Origin of the sequence: Streptomyces sp. NPDC127106 (genome assembly GCF_042677605.1) — a bacterium.
In the GTDB taxonomy this organism is placed as follows: Bacteria; Actinomycetota; Actinomycetes; order Streptomycetales; family Streptomycetaceae; genus Streptomyces.
On the sequence record NZ_JBHXTC010000087.1, the window covers coordinates 1 to 18,904 of the forward strand.

Genomic DNA, 18,904 nt, shown 5'->3' on the forward strand with positions numbered 1-18,904 from the left:
GGACCCTGTGGGAGAGTAGGACGCCGCCGAACAATCATTGCGGGAAGCCCCGCACCAGCCCGTTCAGGGTGTGGTGCGGGGCTTTTCTGCGTTCACCGGCAGATTCGCCGGCCGGGTTCGCCGGCCTTATCCCGTATCCCTGGGCTCGTGTCCCGTGTCCCGTGTCCGTGTTCGTATTCCGGATGCGTGTAGGGCCGCGTGGTGGTTGGATCCGGGCCATGAATCAGTATGTGATCCGGGCCGTGCGGGCCGATGAGTGGGAGAAGGTCAAAGAGCTTCGGCTGGTCGCTTTGAGCGATCCCATGGCCCCCCTGGCTTTCCTGGAGACCGCAGCCGCGGCCGCGGCGAAGCCCGACGAGTTCTGGCAGGACCGGGCTCGGGGAGCTGCGGAAGGGCGGGGCGTGCGGCAGATCGTGGCCGAGTCCCCCGACGGCCGGTGGGACGGATCGGTGACGGTGTTCGTCGAGGAAGTCGGGTCCACCGACTTCCTGGAGCAGACCGTCGGGCGCAACCAGGGGCACGTCGTGGGCGTGTTCGTGCGGGCCGAGCAGCGGGGGACCGGGATCACCGATGCCCTGTTCCAGGCCGCACTGGAATGGGCCTGGGCGCAGGGCGAGCCGGAGCTGGAGCGCGTACGGCTCTTCGTGCACGAGGACAACGTGCGGGCCGGGGCCTTCTACCGGCGGTTCGGGTTCGAACCGAGCGGGCTCGTCATCCCGAAGCCGGGGGATCCGACCTCCAAGGAGCTGGAGTACGTCTTCGCCCGGCCGGCGGACTAGAGCTGGGGCCAGCGGGCGCGGGCCTGTTCCCGGCTGCGGCACAGGGCGAGCAGGGGGAGCAGGTCCTCCTGCAGGAGCCCGGGCAGTTGGGGGATCGGGGCGACGGCCGCGACGTCCTCCAGGACCAGTGTGAGTGGTGGGTCGAGCCGGCCGTGGGATGACCGTGCGGCCATGCGGCGGCCGTGCTCGACCACGCTCGACGCGAGTGCGGTCAGCAGGGGCATTGCACTCGGGTGGGTGCGAGGGTCCTCCAAGGATTCGCCCACCACATAGAGCGTGCCCCCCTCCTGCACGAACGATGCAAGGGCGAGCGCATCTGTTCGGTTCGGGGTGCAGGCCTCGCGGATGTGGATCGACGTGAGGCAGGACAGCGCCCGGGCCGTCAGCTGGAGGGCCTGTTCGCGGCGTTCGGGATGGGCGGCGAGGGCGGACTCGAGTTCGCCGGCCGCCCCGGGCGCCGCCCGGGGGTGCGTGCGCAGGATGCGGACCGGGTCCTGGACGGCCGTGCCCAGGACCCAGCGGTGGAGCTGCTTGAACGGGCGGTCGTCCAGGGCTGCCGCCTGGAGCCAGCTCCGCAGGAGGGTTTCGGCGGTGTCGGCCACGGCCGCGTCCCTGCGGGCCTGAGGTCGTACGGGGGCCAGTAGGGCGGCGGCGCGGGCGGCCGCGACGTCGCGCTCGGCACAGGCGTCGGCGGGGTTCCAGTGCATACGGGCCGGGGTGTCGCACCGGTGCGTCGGGTCGTAGAGCAGGACCGGGCCGAGCTTGGCGCGGGCGTCCTTGGTCTCCGCCCACAGGGCGGGGGAAGAGGTGACGACGAGGGCCGCGCCCTCCGCGGTGCCCAGACGGGCCGCGGCCAGCCGGTGGCGCTCGGCGGGGCTGCCGTGGAGCAGACCGGCCGCGGCAGCAGCGGGCCCGGGATCGGGATCGGGGCCGGGGTCGGAGGACGGCGGGGTGCGGGGTGGGGCGTGGCCGAAGCCGTAGCGGTAGGCGTCGTCCACCGGTGGGGCGGTGGCGGTCGCCCTGGCGGCGGCCGCCAGCGGTTCGGCGGTCTTCGGCTGTGGCTCGGCGGCCGGCCGGGGGACCGGTGCGGCCCGGGCCGGATCCGCAGGCGGGCCGGCAGCCGGGTCCGCCGGCCCGGCCGGGAGCGGGCGGCGGGCGGCCAGGGCGCGGCGGGCCTTCGTACGGGCGATGACGCCGATCACGAAGACGGTCAGGACGAAGAGGACGAGGAGCTGCCCGACGAACAGGCCCCAGAACAGGCCCCAGCCGGAGAGGGCCGAGGGGGCGGTGTCCGGCCAGGCGGCGGCCACGTCGTGCGGCTGCGTTATCAGGGCGCGGACGGCCTTCGGGGTGCGCATGAACGTGACGGTGTCGGGCCAGGAGCCCTGCGTGAGGAGGGCCGCCAGGCCGGTGGAGGTCCACACGAGCGCGGCCAGGCCGAGGAGGAAGGCGAGGAAGCCGACCAGGACGCCGTCCGGGACGCCTCCCCGGGAGGAGTCGGGGGGCGCCGTACGTCTCGTGCCGCTGTCGTGCATGGTCAGGCCACCGTGGTCGCGGATCCCGGTCCGCCGCCCTGGTGGCGTTCGGCGAGCAGGGCCCGCTGCTCCGCCTCCCATTCGGCGGCGAGCAGGTCGTCGGGGAGCGGGGACGGGGCGGAGGACTCCGTCATGGCGCGGTCCGTGTAGACCAGGGGGCGTTCGGCTTCGGTGACGAGGTGTTTGACCACCTGGACGTTGCCGTTGACGTCCCAGACGGCGATGCCGGGGGTGAGGGTCGGGATGATCTCCACGGCCCAGCGGGGTAGGCCGAGGACGCGGCCGGTGGCGCGTGCCTCGTCGGCTTTCTGGGCGTAGATGGTGCGGGTCGAGGCCATCTTGAGGATGGCCGCGGCCTCGCGGGCGGCCGCGCCGTCGACGACGTCGGAGAGGTGGTGGACGACGGCGACGAAGGACAGGCCGAGGCGGCGGCCGAACTTCAGCAGGCGCTGGAACAGCTGGGCCACGAACGGGCTGTTGATGATGTGCCAGGCCTCTTCGACGAGGAAGATGCGCTTCTTGCGGTCGGGGCGGATCCAGGTGTGCTCCAGCCACACGCCGACGATCGCCATCAGGATCGGCATCGCGATCGAGTTGCGGTCGATGTGGGAGAGGTCGAAGACGATGAGCGGGGCGTCGAGGTCGATGCCGACGGTGGTGGGGCCGTCGAACATGCCGCGCAGGTCGCCGTCGACGAGGCGGTCGAGGACGAGCGCCACGTCGAGGCCCCAGGCCCGTACGTCGTCTATGTCGACGTTCATGGCCTCGGCGGATTCGGCCTCGGGGTGGCGCAGCTGCTCCACGATGTCGGTGAGGACGGGCTGGCGGTCGCGGATGGTGTCGACGACGTAGGCGTGGGCGACCTTGAGGGCGAAGCCGGCGCGCTCGTCGAGGCCGTGGCCCATCGCCACCTCGATGATGGTGCGCAGCAGGGCGAGCTGGCCGGTGGTGGTGATCGCCGGGTCGAGGGGGTTGAGGCGGATCCCGTCGTCGTTGGCGGCGATGGGGTCGAGGCGGATGGGGGTTATCCCCAGCTGCTGCGCGATCAGGTTCCATTCGCCGACGCCGTCCTCGCCCTGGGCGTCGAGGACGACGACCTGGCGGTCTCGGAAGCGGAGCTGGCGCAGGACGTACGTCTTCTCCAGGGCGGACTTGCCGTTGCCGGACTCGCCGAGGACCAGCCAGTGGGGGGCGGGGAGCTGTTGGCCGTAGAGCTGGAAGGGGTCGTAGATGTAGCCCTTGCCGCTGTAGACCTCGCGGCCGATGATCACACCGGAGTCGCCGAGTCCGGGGGCGGCGGTGGGCAGGTAGACGGCCTGGGCCTGCCCGGTGGAGGTGCGAACGGGCAGGCGGGTGGTCTCGACCCTGCCGAACAGGAAGCTGGTGAAGGCGTCGGTCAGAGCGGACAGCGGATCTCGCATGGGCGGCCTTTCCTTCCAGCTAGCTTCGGATGCCGGTGGCGAACGGAAGGGTGTTGACGAAGGCGCGGTGGTGCTCGCGGTCGCACCATTCCAGCTTCAGGTAGGACTTGCCGGCTGAGGCGCGGATCGTCCTCTTGTCGCGGGCGAGGGCTTCCGGCGAACGGGAGGAGACGGTGATGTACCCGACGAGGTTGACTCCTGCCGCGCCGCTCGCGAGGTCTTCGCCTCTTTGGTCGAGGCGGCCGTGGGCGGCGATGTCGCGGGGGTCGACGGTGCGGTTCATCTTGGCGGCGCGGGAGGCGTCGGCCTCGTCGTTGGTCTTCTCGGTGAGCATGCGCTCGATGGCGATCTCGGTGGGTTCCAGGTCCATGGTGACGGCGACGGTGCGGATGACGTCGGGGGTGTGGACGAGGAGCGGGGCGAGGAAGTTCACGCCGACCGGGGTCATCGGCCATTCCTTGATCCAGGCGGTGGCGTGGCACCAGGGGGCGCGGGTGGAGGACTCGCGGGTCTTGGCCTGGAGGTAGGTGGGTTCGACGGCGTCGAGTTCGGCCGGCCAGGCGTTGCGCTTGGTCATGGCCTGGATGTGGTCGATGGGGTGGTCGGGGTCGTACATGGAGTGCACGAGGGAGGCGAGGCGGCCCTGGCCGAGGGGCTGGCGTACGCGGATGTCGGCTTCGGCGAGGCGGGCGCAGATGTCGGTGAGCTCGCGGGCCATGACGATGGCGAGGCCGGTGTCGCGGTCGAGTTTGCGGCCCTTGCGGGAGCCGGCGCGGGCGATGGCGTTGGCCTCGGCGGCGAGTTCGCGCGTGTAGTGCATGCAGGCGACGAGGTAGGCGCGGTGCTGCTCGGAGGAGGTGGAGACCATCGACTGGAGCTGGTCGTAGGAGTCGCGCAGCCAGGTGGGGGACGTCGGGTCGCCGCGCTGGGCGACGTCCTTGGCGTGGGCGTCGGGGTCGGCGGGGAGGGTGCGGGCGAGCATCTGCAGGCGGGTGACGAAGCCGTCGCCGTTGGCGACGTGCTTGAGGAGGGTGCCGAAGCGGTCGACGAGGGCTTCCTGGTCCTCGCTGTCGCGCAGGCCGACGCCGGGGCCCTCGATCTCGATGGCGGCGGTGACGGTCCGGCGGTCTGCGTGGAGGAGTACGGCGATCTCGTCGGGGCCGAAGGGGGCGGAGAGCCAGCTGATGCGGCCGATGCCGGGGGGCGGGCCGATCTCGACCTCGCGGCCGTCGGCGGCGCGGGTGCCGGCTTCCATGGCGGCGGAGCGGTAGGTGGTGCCTCGGCGCAGGATCCGCTTGTAGCTGCGGTTGATCTCGAACCAGCGGTACAGGGTGCGGCCGCGGTAGGGGAGGTACACGGCGGCGAGCGCGATCAGCGGGAAGCCGACGAGGGTGACGATGCGCAGGGTGAGGTCGGGGACGAGGAGTCCGCTCATCATGCCGAGGAACGCACCGGCGATGATCAGGGCGATCTCGCCGTTCTCGCGGTTCTTGCCGACGATCGCGTTCGGCCGGGCGCGGCCGATGAGATACGTCCGGCGGGGCGCGACCGGGTGCAGCTGGTGGGACTGGGCCGTCAACGCCCGTCACCTCCTGTGTTCCTCGTGCTGGAGCTCGTACGGGGCGGGGGCGTGGCGGGTCCGCCGCCGGTGGGGCGGCTGCTGTGGGCGGCCACGCCTCCGGAGAGGGGGTTGGCGGGGCTCGGGGCGCTGCTGGCGCCGTCGCGGCCGGAGCGGTGGGCGCCGCGGCTGCTGTGGGCCTTGATGCCCTGGGACACGAGGGTGGCCGGGGAGCTGATGACGGCGGCGGCCTGGGCGCCGTCGGTGGCCTTGCTGCGGCCTGCGCGGGCGGCGGCGATGTCGTCGCCGAAGCCGGGGACGAAGCGGTAGATCATCGCGGAGGCGAAGATCGCCAGGAGGATGATGGCGAGGCCTGAGACGACGGCGGAGAATGCGCCCTGGCCCTTCTCGCCGGCGAGGGCCCCGGCGAGGCCGAGGACGATGACGATGACCGGCTTGACGAGGATGACGGCGATCATGATGCCGGCCCAGCGGCGGACGTGGCCCCACAGGTTGCGGTCGACGAGGCCGGCGTAGACGACGACGCCGAGGAGGGCGCCCACGTAGAGGAGGGCGGCCCGGATGAAGAGCTCCAGGAAGAGGATGCCGGCGGCGAGGACGGTGACGAGGGAGACGACGATCAGCATGATCGGGCCGCCGCCGATGGAGTCGCCCTTCTTGAGGGCTTCGATGAAGGAGCCGAAGAACACGTCGCTCTGGCTGCCGCTCGCGGAGGCGATGACTTCGGTGACACCGTCGGTGGCGGAGACGACGGTGTAGAGGATCAGGGGGGTGAAGGCGGAGGCGAGGACGGTGAGCCAGAGGAAGCCGATGGCTTCGCCCAGGGCGGTCGCCAGGGGGACGCCGCGGATGGCGCGCTTGGCGACGGCGAGGAGCCAGAGGACGAGCGTGAGGACGGTCGACGCGGCGAAGACGATGGCGTACTGCTTGAGGAAGGCGCCGTTGGTGAAGTCGACGTTGGCGGAGCCCTTGACGGCCTTGCTGAGCTCGGTGACGATCCACGCGGCCGCGTCGGCGCAGCCGCGGGCCAGGGAGGCGAGGGGGTTGAGGGCGTCGGCCGGGTCGGTGGGGGCGAGGCCGGTCCGCGGGGCTCCGCCGGTGGCTGCGCCTTGGCCGCGCTCGCAGTAGTCCTTGGCCGGGCCGACGATCAGGTCGCACCGGTTGTCGTTGGGTTGCGACGCCGAAGGCGACGGCGACGGGGACACCGGCAGCGAGGGTGTGGGGGTGGGGGAGGGTGCGGCGAAGGCCCGGGCCGAATAGAGAACCGCAGCGGTCTGTACGGCAGCCAGGACTCCGGCGGCGCGGCGGATGCGGCTACCGGGCATAGGTGAACCCTCCGAACTCCGTTGCAGCCTTGGCGATCTCCTCGGCCGAGGAGGCTGTGCGGTCCGTGTGGACCGGGGCGGGACCGTCCTTCTGGGCGAAGCTTTCGACCTTCCAGTCGTTGTCGGCCCAGCGGAGGGTCAGGGTCATGGTGAACCAGTCGGTGCTGACGGGGTTGGTCGAACCGACGCCAGCGGTGCCGAAGGCGCCGGTGCACCACACTTCGACGGTCGCGGTGCTAGCGGAATATCTGGATGTCTTGGTGCCGACGGGCACCGTGCGCGACACATACGTCTGTCCTTGTGGCGCGTTCCCATTGGCGTCCAGCCCGGCCTGGTCCAGGAAGGGCTTCCCGTACGCCTGGTCCAGCTTGGTCTCAATCTCAGGCACCTTGTCTGCGACAAAGACCTGGCGCACGATCTGGCGCCGCATCTGCGGCTTGAGGATGTCGGCCGAAACCAGCGCGACGGCGTAGTTGGCGGCGGCGGACTGGGCGCCCTGCTGGTCCTGGGCGAAGCCGGAGGGGATGCCGGCGTTCTTGCCGTCCACCGGGCGGGTGCCCGTGGGCTGGGTGGCCGCGGTGGACGGCTGGGCTTCCGCGGAAGGGGTTTCGGGGCTGTTGCCGGACTGGTTCGCGAACGCGATGGCGGCGATCAGCAGGACCACCACACCGACCACCGTGACCAGGCTGCGCGAGGCGCGCGGGGTGCGGCGGGGGGTGCCGTACGGGTCGGCGGGGGTTTCCGGGAGGCGGGTACGGGTCTGGCCCGTGCCGCCGACGTCGCCGTATCCGCCGCCGCCGTACTGGTCCTCGTTGCTCATTGCCTGTCCGCCCCCTCCGCGGTGTGGTGGATCGTCCTCGGGTACGGGTTCCTGCGGGCGGGCCCGGTTATACGGCCATTCCGTAGACGATCGTGAACAGCGTGCCGAGGGAGCCGATGATGAAGACTCCGGTGAGTCCGGCGACGATCAGGCCCTTGCCCTGTTCGGCGCTGAACGTGTCGCGGAGGGCGGTGGCGCCGATCCGCTGCTTGGCCGCGCCCCAGATGGCGATGCCGAGGCAGAGCAGGATCGCGACGGCCATGATCACTTCGATCATGACCTTCGCTTCATTGCCGAGGCTGCCGAACGGCCCCCAGTTCGGGGCGATTCCGCCGATGATGGTGGTGATGTCGCCCTTTTCAGCTGCCAGGATCATGTAACTCACCGCCCCTGTACGGGTAGTTCCGGTAGCCCGTGCCCGACGGCAGGGGTCACGCACTATCTTCGCTGATGAAACCCCCGTCGTATGTCGACTTGGCGTCTCTCTTTGCCCGATGTCCCGGTCCGTGGGCCGCTCGGGTGCTCTGACCTGGGCGGGGGCGGTGGGGCGGCGGGTTGACGTGGGGTCACTCTGTGTATCACGGGGGGTGACCGCGGGCAATGATCGCCGTCGCGGTGCGTGCGGGCTCGCGTCCCGGTTGGTCCGAACTGCCGATGTTCGTCCGACGTTCCGTCAGTCGTTCCATCGTGCCGGAACCGCTTCGTGGCCCGACTGTCAGTGGGGGCTGGCACGCTGGGACCGTGACGACCACTCAGAGCACGGGCGGCACCGCCCGCCCCTGGACGCTGACGGACATCGAGGCGGCCGTTCGGGCCGGCTGGTCCGCGGAAACCTGCTCGCCCGACGACGTCGAGCGGGAGCCCTGGAGCGCCGACAACCCGGCGTGGGGCCACTGCGACGTCACCGCGCTGGTGGTTCAGGACCTGCTGGGGGGTGGGCTGTTGGTCGGTGAGGTCTGGTCGGACGGGGAGCAGCACGGCTTCCACACCTGGAACCTGCTGCCCGGCGGGATACCCGTGGACCTGACGAGGGAGCAGTTCCGGCGGGGGCAGGTGGTGACCGAGGGGCGGTTGATGGGGCCGCGGCCGGAGGGGCGGCTGCCGAGGCGCTGGGAGGAGTACCTGCTGCTGCGGCAGCGGGTCGAGGACCGGCTCGGGCCGCTGGGGCCGCCGGCCGCGGGGTGAGCGGGTGGCTCGGCCGGTCCTCGGGGCGGCAGCCGCTCAGGCCCAGTGGGCGGGGCGGGTGAGGCCGGCCGGGATCTTGGTGTGGGTGTCGCCCCGGGCGGCGTTCAGCTGGGCCTGGGTGAGGAAGAGCGCGTCGCGCAGGTCGGCGCCGCGCAGGTCGGTGTCGCGGAAGTCGGCGCCGATCAGGTCGGCGTACCGGAGGTCCGCCCGGCTGAGGTCGGCGGCGATCAGGTAGGCGCCGCGCAGGGTGGCGCCGCGCAGGTCCGCGCCGGCCAGGCGGGCTCCCATGAGGTCGGCTCCGCGGTGGTTCTTCGTGCGGCCGGGGGCGGCCTTGGCGCGCACGAGCTCGCTGGTCTTCAGCAGCAGGGTGTTGATCTGCTGCCGCAGGGCGCCGACGTCCAGCCCGGCCAGGGCCCCGGCGTCCGCCGCGGTCCATCGGGAGGTCTCCTCCAGGGCCCGGCGGAGCTCGGGGTGGACGGGGCGGGCGGCGGGGCGGGCGAGTGCCTCGGTGACGTAGAACAGCAGCTCGTGCAGCTGCCGCATGACCGGGAAGACGTCGAACATGCGGCCCGCGGTGCCGGGGTGCGTACGCCAGTCGCGGCCGCCGAAGGTGACTTGGGAGACCTGCTGTCCCGCGCCGAAGCAGTCGAAGGTGGTGCAGCCCTGGAAGCCCTTGCTGCGCAGCTGGGTGTGGATGCCGCAGCGGAAGTCCTGCTGGAGGTTCTTGCAGGGGGTTCCGGCGGCCTTGTTCACCGCGAAGTCGTTGGACTTGGCGAAGGGCAGGGCGACGCAGCACAGCGCGAAGCAGTTGGCGCAGTCGGCGTGCAGGTCGGGGGTGGCGGCAGGGGCGGCGGGGGCTGTGGTGCTGTCGGACACGGTCCCATTGTCCCCCGTTCCCGTTCGGGCGGTCGCCGGAGTCACGGTTGGGACCGGGGGCCGGGGTTCACGGCTCGGAGTGGCGGGGTTTCGGCCGAAGGGCCTGGCGGTCGTGGTTACCCGTGGGTAGCGTCCCGGGTATGGCGTTCTACGAGCGGATCGACGAGCAGCGGTTCCTGGCCACCGAGGACACCCGCGGCCCCTGGGACCCGGGCGCGCAGCACGCCGGTCCGCCGGCCGCGCTGATGGCGCGGGTGATCGAGGAGCGGGCCGGAGCCCGGGCGGACGTGCGGATCGCGAGGATCACGTACGAGATCCTGCGGCCGGTGCCGATCGGGGCCGTGCAGGTCGTCCTGAAGGAGCTGCGCAGCGGGCACAGCACCGAGGTGGTCGAGGCCGCGCTGTACCCCGTGGCGTCGACGGAGCCGGTGATGCTGGCGCGGGCGCTGCGGGTGCGGGCGGCCGACGGGGTGGTGCCCGCGGTGGTGCCGGGGCCGCAGCTGCCGCCGCCCGGGGAGGTGGGGGAGACGCCGTTCTTCGCGGTGCCGTGGGAGCGGGGCTACCACTCGGCGATGGAGATGCGGTTCACCGACGGGGCGTTCACCGAGCTCGGCCCGGGCACCTGTTGGATGCGGATGCGGGTGCCGTTGATCGCGGAGGAGGGGACGCGGCCGCTGGACCGGATCCTGACCGCCGCGGACTCCGGCAGCGGGATCAGCGCGGCGGTGGACTTCGAGCGGTACCTGTTCGTCAACAGTGATCTGACGGTGCACGTGCACCGCCACGCGGTCGGGGAGTGGGTGGGCGTCGAGGCCGGGACGAGCGTGGACCCGGCCGGAATCGGTCTCGCGGACTCCGTGTTGCACGACGAGAAGGGGCCCGTCGGGCGGGGCGCGCAGAGCCTGTTCGTCGCGCCGCGCCCCTAGTCAACCCCCGTGCGGGGCGGGGAAGTCGGTGTGGCAGTCTCGTGTCAATGGAGCCCCTGAGAGACGTCGACCCCGCCTGCATCGGGGCGCATGTGCTGCTGGCCCGACTCGGTGCGGGCGGCATGGGACAGGTGTACCTGGCGCGTTCGCCCGGCGGGCGCCTGGTGGCCGTGAAGGTGATCCGCGACGAGATCACCGGGCATCCCGAGGCGTTGGCGCGGTTCCGGCGCGAGGCCGAGACGGTGCGCGCGGTGCGGTCGGCGTACACGGCGAACCTGATCGACGCCTCGCTGGCGGCGGCGCCGTTCTGGTTGGCGACGGAGTACGTGGCGGGCCCGACGCTGGGCCATGCGGTGGCGCAGCGGGGGGCGCTGCCCGCGGACACCTGCCGCCGGCTGTTCGCGGCGCTCGCGGAGGGGCTGGCGAGCGTCCACGCGTACGGGGTGACGCACCGGGACTTCAAGCCGCAGAACGTGGTCCTGGGCGCGCAGGGGCCGCAGCTCATCGACTTCGGGATCGCCCGGGGCGTCGGGGAGACGGCGCTGACCCAGGACGGTCAGGCTCCGGGCACGCCGGGGTACACGGCGCCGGAGGTGCTGCTCGGCGCGGAGGCGGGGCCCGCGGCGGACGTCTTCGCGCTGGGGGCGGCGCTGGCGTACGCGGCGACGGGGCGGCCGCCGTTCGGCACGGGGGTGGCGACGACCGTGAGCTACCGGGCGGTGCACGAACCGGTGGACGTGGCCGGGGTGGAGCCGGGGCTGGCCGCCCTGATCGAGGCCTGCGTGGCGAAGGACCCGGCGGACAGGCCGGAGCTGGCGGAGGTCGTGGCGCGGTGCGCGGTCCGGGACGCGCTGGTCGACGATCCCGTGTACGTGGGGCTGGGGGTGCTGGGCGAGGCGGTGCCGCTGCACGAGATGCGGACGCAGGGGCCCGGTGCGGTGGCGTACGGGTACACGCCGACCGCGCACGCGGGAGCCGCCGTGCCCGCGCCCTCGGCGTCCCGCGGCCGGCGGCGGGCGGCCGGCTGGGTGGCCGCGGGCGCCGCGCTGGCCGTGGTGGGAGGCGTCGCGCTGTGGCAGCTGACGCCGCTCGGCGGCAGCGGTGGGCGGGCCGGCGAGGCCGCCGGCCCGTCGACGCAGGGACCGGCGGCGCAGGCACCGTCCGGGCAGGGACCGTCGGGGCAGGCGCCCGGCGGCCAGACGCCGTCCGGCCAGGAGTCCGCTCCGTCCGCGGCGGCGCAGTCGCCGGCGGGGCCGCCCGTGTTCATCAAGCAGACGGCCCCGAACCTGGACGACTACGACCCGATCCTGAAGCAGTGCCGCAACCCGGTCGTGGAGGAGCCGGGCCTCGCGAACTTCCAGACCTCGGTGACGACCGACGGGAACGACCACCTGATGAAGCTGGAGCCGGGCCAGGTCAGCATCGGCTACCGGCTGAAGTACCCGCTCGACGACGCGCCGCCGTACTACCTGGCCGTCGTGGTGAAGCCGCAGCACGAGGTCGACGGGAGCGGGCGGTCCACGAAGACGACCGACAACCGCCAGCTCGGCTTCGTGGCGAAGGCGCGCGACCTGTACGAGGGGGACGAGACGAAGTGGAAGTTCGTCACCTACCCCGACGACTTCTCCATGGAGCTGGACGGCAAACGGGTGCCGGCGCCACCGCTCGCGCAGGATCCGGGTGGGTGGACGGTGGTGTTCCGCCACGCGGTCTCGGATACCCAACACAAGAGCGTGGTGTGCGACGGCTTCGATTCAGGTCCGCAAAAGGGATGATTCCGACACGTACCGGTGAATCCCTGTGAATGTCTGCTCGATGGGGGAGGGTTGACGGGTGCGCAGATTCTGGGTGATCGGCGGGACCTGCTTCGGGGTGTGCCTGTGCTTCCTCGCCCTCCTCTTGGTCGGTACGTACTCGGCGGCCGCGGGGATCGCGGGCGGCGGCGGCCGTGCCCTGGGCCTGACCAAGGGGGCGGTGCCGGCGAAGTACCAGGCGCTGGTCCAGAAGTGGGGCGTGCTGTGCCCCACGCTCTCCCCGGCGGTGCTGGCGGCGCAGCTGTACTCGGAGAGCGGCTGGAACCCCACGATCGTCAGCCCGGCCGACGCCCGCGGCATCGCCCAGTTCATCCCGGGCACCTGGGCGACGCACGGCATCGACGGGGACGGTGACGGCGACCGCGACATCTGGGACCCCAACGACGCGATCCCGTCGGCGGCTTCGTACGACTGCACGCTCGCCAAGGACGTGAAGAACGTGCCCGGGGACCCCGTCGCCAACATGCTCGCGGCCTACAACGCCGGTCCGGGCGCGGTGCTCAAGCACCAGGGCGTGCCGCCGTACCGCGAGACGCAGGGGTACGTGAAGGCCATCACGACCCTCGCCAAGAGCTTCGAGAAGCCGGTCGGGCGGGTCGCGCCCTCCCAGCAGGCGGCCGGGGCCATCTACTTCGCGCAGAAGCAGCTGGGGACGCCGTACCTGTGGGGCGGCAACGGAACGCCCGACCAGGACTACCGGTTCGACTGCTCGGGGCTGACCAAGGCGGCGTACGAGTCGGTGGGGATCACGTTGCCGCGCGTGGCGAACGACCAGTACAACGCCGGGTCGCACCCCGCGCGGAACGAGCTGCTCCCGGGCGATCTGGTGTTCTTCTCCGACGATCTGACGAACTCGCGGGAGATCCGGCACGTCGGGCTCTACGTGGGCGGCGGCTACATGATCAACGCTCCGTACACCGGCGCGGTGATCCGCTTCGACAAGATCGACACGCCCGACTACTTCGGTGCGACCAGGGTCACCAAGGACGGTGCGGAGGCGCTCCCGGACCGCACCGCCGATGCCAAGGCGCCCTGATGACGCTGGGTCAGGTCATGGCCCTGAGCTGCGGCGACGAATCACTCTTGGATAACGTTGCCGTGATCATTCGGTGGAGAGTGGAACCGCGCTGACAGAACGGGCGTTCCATGGACACGGGGAAGGATCACAAGGGGGGGTTCGCGGGGCGTACACACGGGTGCGCCCGAAGGGAACCGAGCAAGGGCAAGGTGCCGCATCGCCATGGCTGCACTCGCAACCGGTGGGTCGAACGTGGATGTCGGCCTGCTGTACGACGTCAACGCACTGGCCCGGCATGCCCCGGCGGGCGTCGACCGGGCCGTCGCCCTGGTCGGCGACTACGGCATCCCCCTGGTCCTGGTGCTCCTCGTGCTGTGGTGCTGGCGCGGTGCGCGCCGGCAGGACGAGAGCTCGGCCGCGGAGTCGTTCGCCGCTCTCGTGTGGGCGCCCCTCGCGGCCGCCCTCGCGCTGCTCGTGAACGTCCCGCTGCGCCGGCTGGTCGCGCGCCCCCGCCCCTTCGACGAGCACAGCGGGCTGCAGGTGATCGAGCCGGGGCTGGGCCTCCACGGCTTCTCCTTCGTCAGCGACCATGCCACCCTCACCATGGCGCTGGGCATCGGCCTGTTCCTCGTCCGCCGCAAGTTCGGCCTCATCGGGATCGGCCTGGCCCTGGTCGAGGGCGTCTGCCGCGTCTACCTGGGCGTCCACTACCCGACCGACGTCGTCGGCGGCTTCGCCCTCGGCGCCGCCGTCGTCCTCGTCCTCGCCCCGCTCGCGATGGCGCTGCTGACCCCGGTGGTGCGCGCGGTGGCCCGCTCCCCGCGACTGGGCCGGCTGGTCCGCGCCGGGCACCGGGCCCGGCCCTGTCCCGTGGACCTTGCGGACCGGGAGGCGTCGGACGCCGGTACGCGGGACAAGGACCTCGCCGCCTGACGGCACGGACGGCCACGGGCGGCCACGGGCGGGGGGGGCCCCGGGGGGGGCGCCGCCCCCGGGGGGGCGCCCGCCGGCGCCCGCCCGCGCGGCCGCGCGGCGGGGGCGCCCCGCGCCCGCCCCCGCCCCCGCCCCCCCCCCCCCACGCGCCCCGCGCGGCCCCCCCCCCCCGGGCCCCCCCCCCCCCCCCCCCCGGCTCAGGAGTGCCCGTACGCGTCCCGTACGGCGATCAGGAGCGCCGCCAGTAGGCACAGGGCCGCCACCCCGAAGCACACCAGCACCGCCGTCGGCCGGGACCGCGGCGTCACGGGTCGCCGCCCTCGGCCCGCCCGCCGGTATCCGACGCCGCGTCACGGCGGTAGCGGGAGCGCAGCCACAGGCCGGTGGCGAAGGCCGCGGCGCCGGTCAGCCCGACGGCCAGGGCCACATCGGCCGGGCCGTCGGCGGTGCCCGTCGGCCGGGCCGGGCCCGGCGTCCGGGCTGCGGCCGACGGACGGGCGGCGGCCGCGGCGGCGGGGGTGAGCGCGATGAGCAGGGCCAAGGAGGGGGCGACGAGGCGGGATGCGGATCCTGGCATGCCTCCAGCGGATCCGCAGGCGGGCGGCACGGCCAGCCGGGAGTGTCCGAACGGGCGACGGCGACGGCCCGGGCAGTGCCCCGACGGCCCGGGCAGCGCCCCGGCTGCCGAGGCAAGCGCCCCGGCAGCACCAGCGGCTATCTCCCGGTGTGCCCGGCCGCGTCCTTGCGGGCCAGGTCCCGGGAGCGGCGGGCGGGCCCCTTCCAACCGCAGGTGCACACGGCCAGACAGAACGAGCCGCGCTCGATGGTGTCGGTGGTGTGGGTGTGGCCGGTGGAGGGCTCCTCCACCAGGCGGGTCAGTGCAACGCGGTCGGGCAGGGCGACGGGTGACGCCTCGGTATGCGGGTCCACGCCACCACGGTACCGGGGGCCGGACCGGGCCCGGCCCGCGCTCCGGTCCATGCGGCGCTGTGCGGCGATCCGCGGGCGCCCGTGGGGAGGTCGGTGGGGAGGTCGGTGAGGCGGCCCGTGACGGGAAACCGCGGACCTCGTTATGCGGAACGGGTGGGGGCCTCGGTCGATCAGCGGTCATGCGTTGGGGGTTGGCAGGCGATGGTGGTGCACCAGCACGGGCGGCGGCGCGGACGGGCGGGTGAGGCGGTGCTCGCCGCCGGCATGGCCGCGACCCTCGCCGCGATGAGCGGTTGCGGCGGCGCGGCCACCGCGGGCGACGACCGGCCCCGGGCCGACCCGGCGGCCACGGTCCGCGCGGCCGCGGACGCGCTGGCCAGGACGGGCAGCGCCCGGGCCCGTACGGCGATGGAGATGGCCACCGGCGGCACCCGGGTCACCATCCGCGGCGAGGGCGGTGTCGACTTCAAGAACCGGATGGGCCAGCTCCTGGTCATGCTCCCGGCCGATGCCGCGGGCAAGGAGGAGCACCGGCCCATCACCGAGCTGCTCGTGCCCGGCGCCCTGTACATGAAGAACCGGGGCGCGGGCGTGCCCGCCGACAAGTGGGTCCGGGTCGACACGACCGCCCTCGCCGACGGGAACCTGGTCACCGGTGGGGCGACGGACCCGCAGGCCGCGGCCGAGCTGCTGCGCGGGGCGCAGGAGGTCCGGTACATGGGCGAGACCGAGCTGGCCGGGGAGAAGGTGCGGCACTACCAGGGGACCACCGACATCGCCCGGGCCGCGCAGAGCGCCTCCCCGGCGGTCAAGGGAGCCCTGGAGGCCGCGGCGAAAGGGTTCAGCAAGGACACCGTGCCGTTCGACGCCTACCTCGACGAGCAGGGGCGGCTGCGGAAGGTCCGGCACCGGTTCACCTATGTCAACAATGGCGTGATCGATGTCTCCTCGACCACGCTGCTCTACGGGTTCGGGACGCCGGTGACCGTCGTATTGCCCGCAAGCAGGGACATTTACGCCGGGAAGATCGCCGACTAGCCGGGCGGACGGTCTGCGGACGACGCGATCGGACCATGGCGGGGTATCCGGAAATGGTCCATCCGTGTCATGCGCACAGCGCCCAGCCCTTCCTACCCTGGGAGATCGCAGGCCCACGTCCCCCGTCCGATGGCGGCAGATTGAGGTGACACGCGTGACTCCCGCTGGCGGTACGACGGTGCAGGACCACGTGGCGCTCGCCGAGATCGAACTGTGCGGGGAGCTGATCATCGCGGCCTCCGCGGCGGACGAGGAGCGGCTCAGCCAGGACCGGATCGACGAGGTCCTGATGGGCTTCGCCCGGTAGCCGCCGCCCGCTCCGGCCGGACGATGCCCGTCCCCGCCGCCCGGCCCCGACCCGTCCGCCGCCGCCCGGCCCCGACCCGCGCCGTCAGGTCCGCAGGAGCCGCGCGATCGCCTTCGTCGCCTCCTCGACCTTCGCGTCGATCTCGGCCCCGCCCTTGACGGCCGCGTCGGCCACGCAGTGCCTCAGGTGCTCCTCCAGCAGCTGCAGCGCGAAGGACTGCAGGGCCTTCGTGCTCGCCGAGACCTGGGTGAGTATGTCGATGCAGTACACGTCCTCGTCGACGAGCCGCTGCAGGCCCCGGATCTGTCCCTCGATCCGTCGCAGCCGCTTGAGGTGCTCGTCCTTCCGGTGGTGATACCCGTGCACCGCAGCGCCGGGGGCCGCACCGGTGGCGACGCCGGCTCCGGAGCCTTCCGCCTCGATGGCCGTCATGGGTCCTCCCGTGGTCCGGAACGAGGGGGATATACCCCCGATGGGTATAGGGTAGCGGGCCCGGCCCGGCAGGGCAGCGGGCCGCGGTCCTCACTCTGCCTGATGGAGGACACCGTGGAATGGCCGGTTAGCCGTGACCGGGGTATACGCCTAGCATCAGCCTGACCGAATCCGATGCACCCCGAGGACCCCACGTGCGATTTCGTCTGACCCCCAGGGAGACGAGCTTCTACGACATGTTCGCCGCATCCGCGGACAACATCGTCACGGGCTCGAAGCTCCTGATGGAACTGCTCGGAGCGGATCCCTCCGCCCGGGCCGAGATCGCGGAGCGGATGCGTGCTGCCGAGCACGCGGGGGACGACGCCACCCACGCGATCTTCCACCAGCTGAACTCCTCCTTCATCACGCCGTTCGACCGCGAGGACATCTACGCCCTCGCTTCGTCGCTCGACGACATCATGGACTTCATGGAGGAGGCCGTCGACCTGGTGGTCCTCTACAACATCGAAGAGCTCCCCAAGGGCGTCGAGCAGCAGATCGAGGTCCTGGCGCGCGCGGCCGACCTGACCGCCGAGGCCATGCCGCACCTGCGCACGATGGACAACCTGACCGAGTACTGGATCGAGGTCAACCGCCTCGAGAACCAGGCCGACCAGATCCACCGCAAGCTGCTCGCCCAGCTCTTCAACGGCAACTACGACGCCATCGAGGTGCTGAAGCTCAAGCAGATCGTCGACGTGCTCGAAGAGGCCGCCGACGCGTTCGAGCACGTGGCGAACACGGTGGAGACCATCGCGGTCAAGGAGTCCTGAACCCCGTGGACACCTTCGCTCTGATCGTGACCATCGGTGTCGCGCTCGGTTTCACGTACACCAACGGTTTCCACGACTCGGCGAACGCGATCGCGACCTCGGTCTCGACCCGCGCGCTGACCCCGCGCGCCGCCCTCGCGATGGCCGCGGTGATGAACCTCGCCGGCGCCTTCCTGGGCAGCGGTGTGGCCAAGACCGTCAGCGAGGGGCTCATCGAGACCCCGACGGGCAAGACCGGCATGTGGATCCTGTTCGCCGCGCTGGTCGGGGCCATCGTCTGGAACCTGATCACCTGGTACTTCGGCCTGCCGTCCTCCTCCTCGCACGCCCTGTTCGGCGGCATGGTGGGCGCGGCGCTGGCCGGCGGGATCGGGGTCATCTGGTCGGGCGTCCTGGACAAGGTCGTCATCCCGATGTTCCTGTCCCCGATCGTCGGCCTGCTCGTCGGCTACCTGGTCATGGTCGTGATCATGTGGCTGTTCCGCCGGTCCAACCCGCACAAGGCCAAGCGCGGCTTCCGCGTCGCGCAGACCGTCTCGGCGGCCGGTATGGCCCTCGGTCACGGTCTGCAGGACGCCCAGAAGACGATGGGCATCGTGGTGATGGCGCTGGTCATCGCCGACGTCGAGGAGCCCGGTGCACCGATCCCGACGTGGGTGAAGGTGGCGTGCGCGGTGATGCTCTCGCTCGGTACCTACGCGGGCGGCTGGCGCATCATGCGCACCCTCGGCCGCAAGATCATCGAGCTGGACCCGCCGCAGGGCTTCGCCGCGGAGACCACGGGCGCGTCCATCATGTACGCGGCGTCCTACATGTTCCACGCGCCGATCTCCACGACCCACGTGATCACCTCGGCGATCATGGGCGTGGGCGCCACCAAGCGGGTCAACGCGGTCCGCTGGGGCGTCGCCAAGAACATCATCATGGGCTGGTTCATCACCATGCCGGCCGCGGCCCTCGTCGCCGCGGCGTGCTTCTGGGTCGTGAACCTGGCTGTCGGGTAGGCGGGCCGCCGTACGGGCCCGGCCCCGTACGGCGACGGACACGAAAGCGGGGGGGGGGCCCCCCCCCCCCCGGGGGGCGGCCCCCCCCCGGGGGGGGGGCCCCCCCACCCCCCCCCCCCCCGCGCGGGGGGGTGTATAACAAAAACAGACCCCCCAAGCAATCGGAA

General features: G+C 72.3%; 20 protein-coding genes. 10 read left to right on the forward strand and 10 right to left on the reverse strand.

Translation table 11 applies throughout. The annotated features are described in order from the left end of the window. The first annotated feature begins 218 nt into the window (after positions 1 to 218). Positions 219 to 779, forward strand: coding sequence for a GNAT family N-acetyltransferase (locus ACFVGY_RS35810; protein ID WP_385686146.1), 561 nt, complete (start codon positions 219 to 221; stop codon positions 777 to 779). Here the strand turns inward: ACFVGY_RS35810 and ACFVGY_RS35815 are convergent. From ACFVGY_RS35815 to ACFVGY_RS35840, 6 genes are all read right to left on the reverse strand, one after another. After that, on the reverse strand, positions 776 to 2,314 hold the full coding sequence (locus ACFVGY_RS35815) for a type VI secretion protein (RefSeq protein ID WP_385686149.1): 1,539 nt from the start codon (positions 2,312 to 2,314) through the stop codon (positions 776 to 778). The two genes, ACFVGY_RS35810 and ACFVGY_RS35815, sit on opposite strands and share 4 nt — an antisense overlap. Positions 2,315 to 2,316: 2 nt before the next feature. Beyond that, on the reverse strand, positions 2,317 to 3,735 hold the full coding sequence (locus tag ACFVGY_RS35820; protein ID WP_385686152.1) for an ATP-binding protein: 1,419 nt from the start codon (positions 3,733 to 3,735) through the stop codon (positions 2,317 to 2,319). A gap of 19 nt (positions 3,736 to 3,754) precedes the next feature. Next, on the reverse strand, positions 3,755 to 5,314 hold the full coding sequence (locus ACFVGY_RS35825) for an SCO6880 family protein (protein ID WP_385686155.1): 1,560 nt from the start codon (positions 5,312 to 5,314) through the stop codon (positions 3,755 to 3,757). Then, entirely contained in the window at positions 5,311 to 6,639 is a 1,329-nt protein-coding gene (locus tag ACFVGY_RS35830; RefSeq protein ID WP_385686158.1) for a hypothetical protein, read from the reverse strand. Before ACFVGY_RS35830 ends, ACFVGY_RS35825 begins: the two co-directional genes overlap by 4 nt. Next, positions 6,629 to 7,459 (reverse strand): hypothetical protein, encoded by an 831-nt coding sequence (locus ACFVGY_RS35835; RefSeq protein ID WP_385686161.1) that lies wholly within the window; start codon positions 7,457 to 7,459, stop codon positions 6,629 to 6,631. Before ACFVGY_RS35835 ends, ACFVGY_RS35830 begins: the two co-directional genes overlap by 11 nt. Before the next feature lie 67 nt (positions 7,460 to 7,526). After that, complete coding sequence (locus ACFVGY_RS35840; RefSeq protein ID WP_042818271.1) at positions 7,527 to 7,835, reverse strand: hypothetical protein; 309 nt, start codon at positions 7,833 to 7,835, stop codon at positions 7,527 to 7,529. A gap of 365 nt (positions 7,836 to 8,200) precedes the next feature. Here ACFVGY_RS35840 and ACFVGY_RS35845 point away from each other — a divergent pair, with 365 nt between their 5' ends. Further along, the gene (locus ACFVGY_RS35845; RefSeq protein ID WP_385686164.1) at positions 8,201 to 8,644 is read left to right on the forward strand and encodes a hypothetical protein; all 444 of its coding nucleotides are present in this window, start codon (positions 8,201 to 8,203) and stop codon (positions 8,642 to 8,644) included. Between the two features lie 36 nt (positions 8,645 to 8,680). On the opposite strand, the gene ACFVGY_RS35850 is transcribed toward ACFVGY_RS35845, so the two are convergent. After that, on the reverse strand, positions 8,681 to 9,520 hold the full coding sequence (locus ACFVGY_RS35850; RefSeq protein ID WP_385686167.1) for a pentapeptide repeat-containing protein: 840 nt from the start codon (positions 9,518 to 9,520) through the stop codon (positions 8,681 to 8,683). A 140-nt stretch (positions 9,521 to 9,660) separates the two neighbouring features. On the opposite strand from ACFVGY_RS35850, the gene ACFVGY_RS35855 reads away from it, so the two are divergent. From ACFVGY_RS35855 to ACFVGY_RS35870, 4 genes are all read left to right on the forward strand, one after another. Next, positions 9,661 to 10,446, forward strand: coding sequence for a thioesterase family protein (locus tag ACFVGY_RS35855; protein WP_385686169.1), 786 nt, complete (start codon positions 9,661 to 9,663; stop codon positions 10,444 to 10,446). 47 nt (positions 10,447 to 10,493) lie between these two features. Continuing rightward, on the forward strand, positions 10,494 to 12,221 hold the full coding sequence (locus ACFVGY_RS35860) for a serine/threonine-protein kinase (protein WP_385686172.1): 1,728 nt from the start codon (positions 10,494 to 10,496) through the stop codon (positions 12,219 to 12,221). Between the two features lie 58 nt (positions 12,222 to 12,279). Beyond that, complete coding sequence (locus tag ACFVGY_RS35865; RefSeq protein WP_385686175.1) at positions 12,280 to 13,296, forward strand: NlpC/P60 family protein; 1,017 nt, start codon at positions 12,280 to 12,282, stop codon at positions 13,294 to 13,296. Positions 13,297 to 13,500: 204 nt separating this feature from the next. Then, positions 13,501 to 14,211: a phosphatase PAP2 family protein gene (locus ACFVGY_RS35870; protein WP_385686178.1), complete on the forward strand. Its 711-nt coding sequence runs from the start codon at positions 13,501 to 13,503 to the stop codon at positions 14,209 to 14,211. 304 nt (positions 14,212 to 14,515) lie between these two features. Here the strand turns inward: ACFVGY_RS35870 and ACFVGY_RS35875 are convergent, their stop codons facing one another. Both ACFVGY_RS35875 and ACFVGY_RS35880 read right to left on the reverse strand, forming a co-directional pair. Then, positions 14,516 to 14,788, reverse strand: a complete 273-nt coding sequence (locus ACFVGY_RS35875) for a hypothetical protein (protein WP_385686180.1) — start codon at positions 14,786 to 14,788, stop codon at positions 14,516 to 14,518. Positions 14,789 to 14,925: 137 nt separating this feature from the next. Beyond that, entirely contained in the window at positions 14,926 to 15,141 is a 216-nt protein-coding gene (locus ACFVGY_RS35880) for a hypothetical protein (protein ID WP_385686183.1), read from the reverse strand. Positions 15,142 to 15,342: 201 nt separating this feature from the next. Between ACFVGY_RS35880 and ACFVGY_RS35885 the strand changes: the two genes are divergently transcribed. Both ACFVGY_RS35885 and ACFVGY_RS35890 read left to right on the forward strand, forming a co-directional pair. Continuing rightward, positions 15,343 to 16,179 (forward strand): hypothetical protein, encoded by an 837-nt coding sequence (locus ACFVGY_RS35885; protein ID WP_385686185.1) that lies wholly within the window; start codon positions 15,343 to 15,345, stop codon positions 16,177 to 16,179. Positions 16,180 to 16,333: 154 nt separating this feature from the next. Next, positions 16,334 to 16,486 (forward strand): hypothetical protein, encoded by a 153-nt coding sequence (locus tag ACFVGY_RS35890; protein ID WP_179177070.1) that lies wholly within the window; start codon positions 16,334 to 16,336, stop codon positions 16,484 to 16,486. Between the two features lie 84 nt (positions 16,487 to 16,570). Here the strand turns inward: ACFVGY_RS35890 and ACFVGY_RS35895 are convergent, their stop codons facing one another. Further along, entirely contained in the window at positions 16,571 to 16,918 is a 348-nt protein-coding gene (locus ACFVGY_RS35895) for a metal-sensitive transcriptional regulator (RefSeq protein ID WP_385686189.1), read from the reverse strand. Between the two features lie 194 nt (positions 16,919 to 17,112). On the opposite strand from ACFVGY_RS35895, the gene ACFVGY_RS35900 reads away from it, so the two are divergent. Then, entirely contained in the window at positions 17,113 to 17,733 is a 621-nt protein-coding gene (locus ACFVGY_RS35900) for a DUF47 family protein (protein WP_179177074.1), read from the forward strand. A 5-nt stretch (positions 17,734 to 17,738) separates the two neighbouring features. Continuing rightward, a complete protein-coding gene (locus ACFVGY_RS35905) occupies positions 17,739 to 18,737 on the forward strand; it encodes an anion permease (protein ID WP_385686193.1) in 999 nt (332 codons plus the stop codon). Positions 18,738 to 18,904 lie beyond the last annotated feature (167 nt).

Bases quoted from the DNA above. Each gene is read 5' to 3' on its own strand.
- ACFVGY_RS35810 (WP_385686146.1), top strand. From the start codon at position 219: ATGAATCAGTATGTGATCCGGGCCGTGCGGGCCGATGAGTGGGAGAAG.
- ACFVGY_RS35815 (WP_385686149.1), bottom strand. From the start codon at position 2,314: ATGCACGACAGCGGCACGAGACGTACGGCGCCCCCCGACTCCTCCCGG.
- ACFVGY_RS35820 (WP_385686152.1), bottom strand. From the start codon at position 3,735: ATGCGAGATCCGCTGTCCGCTCTGACCGACGCCTTCACCAGCTTCCTG.
- ACFVGY_RS35830 (WP_385686158.1), bottom strand. From the start codon at position 6,639: ATGCCCGGTAGCCGCATCCGCCGCGCCGCCGGAGTCCTGGCTGCCGTA.
- ACFVGY_RS35835 (WP_385686161.1), bottom strand. From the start codon at position 7,459: ATGAGCAACGAGGACCAGTACGGCGGCGGCGGATACGGCGACGTCGGC.
- ACFVGY_RS35840 (WP_042818271.1), bottom strand. From the start codon at position 7,835: ATGATCCTGGCAGCTGAAAAGGGCGACATCACCACCATCATCGGCGGA.
- ACFVGY_RS35855 (WP_385686169.1), top strand. From the start codon at position 9,661: ATGGCGTTCTACGAGCGGATCGACGAGCAGCGGTTCCTGGCCACCGAG.
- ACFVGY_RS35860 (WP_385686172.1), top strand. From the start codon at position 10,494: ATGGAGCCCCTGAGAGACGTCGACCCCGCCTGCATCGGGGCGCATGTG.
- ACFVGY_RS35870 (WP_385686178.1), top strand. From the start codon at position 13,501: ATGGCTGCACTCGCAACCGGTGGGTCGAACGTGGATGTCGGCCTGCTG.
- ACFVGY_RS35875 (WP_385686180.1), bottom strand. From the start codon at position 14,788: ATGCCAGGATCCGCATCCCGCCTCGTCGCCCCCTCCTTGGCCCTGCTC.
- ACFVGY_RS35885 (WP_385686185.1), top strand. From the start codon at position 15,343: ATGGTGGTGCACCAGCACGGGCGGCGGCGCGGACGGGCGGGTGAGGCG.
- ACFVGY_RS35895 (WP_385686189.1), bottom strand. From the start codon at position 16,918: ATGACGGCCATCGAGGCGGAAGGCTCCGGAGCCGGCGTCGCCACCGGT.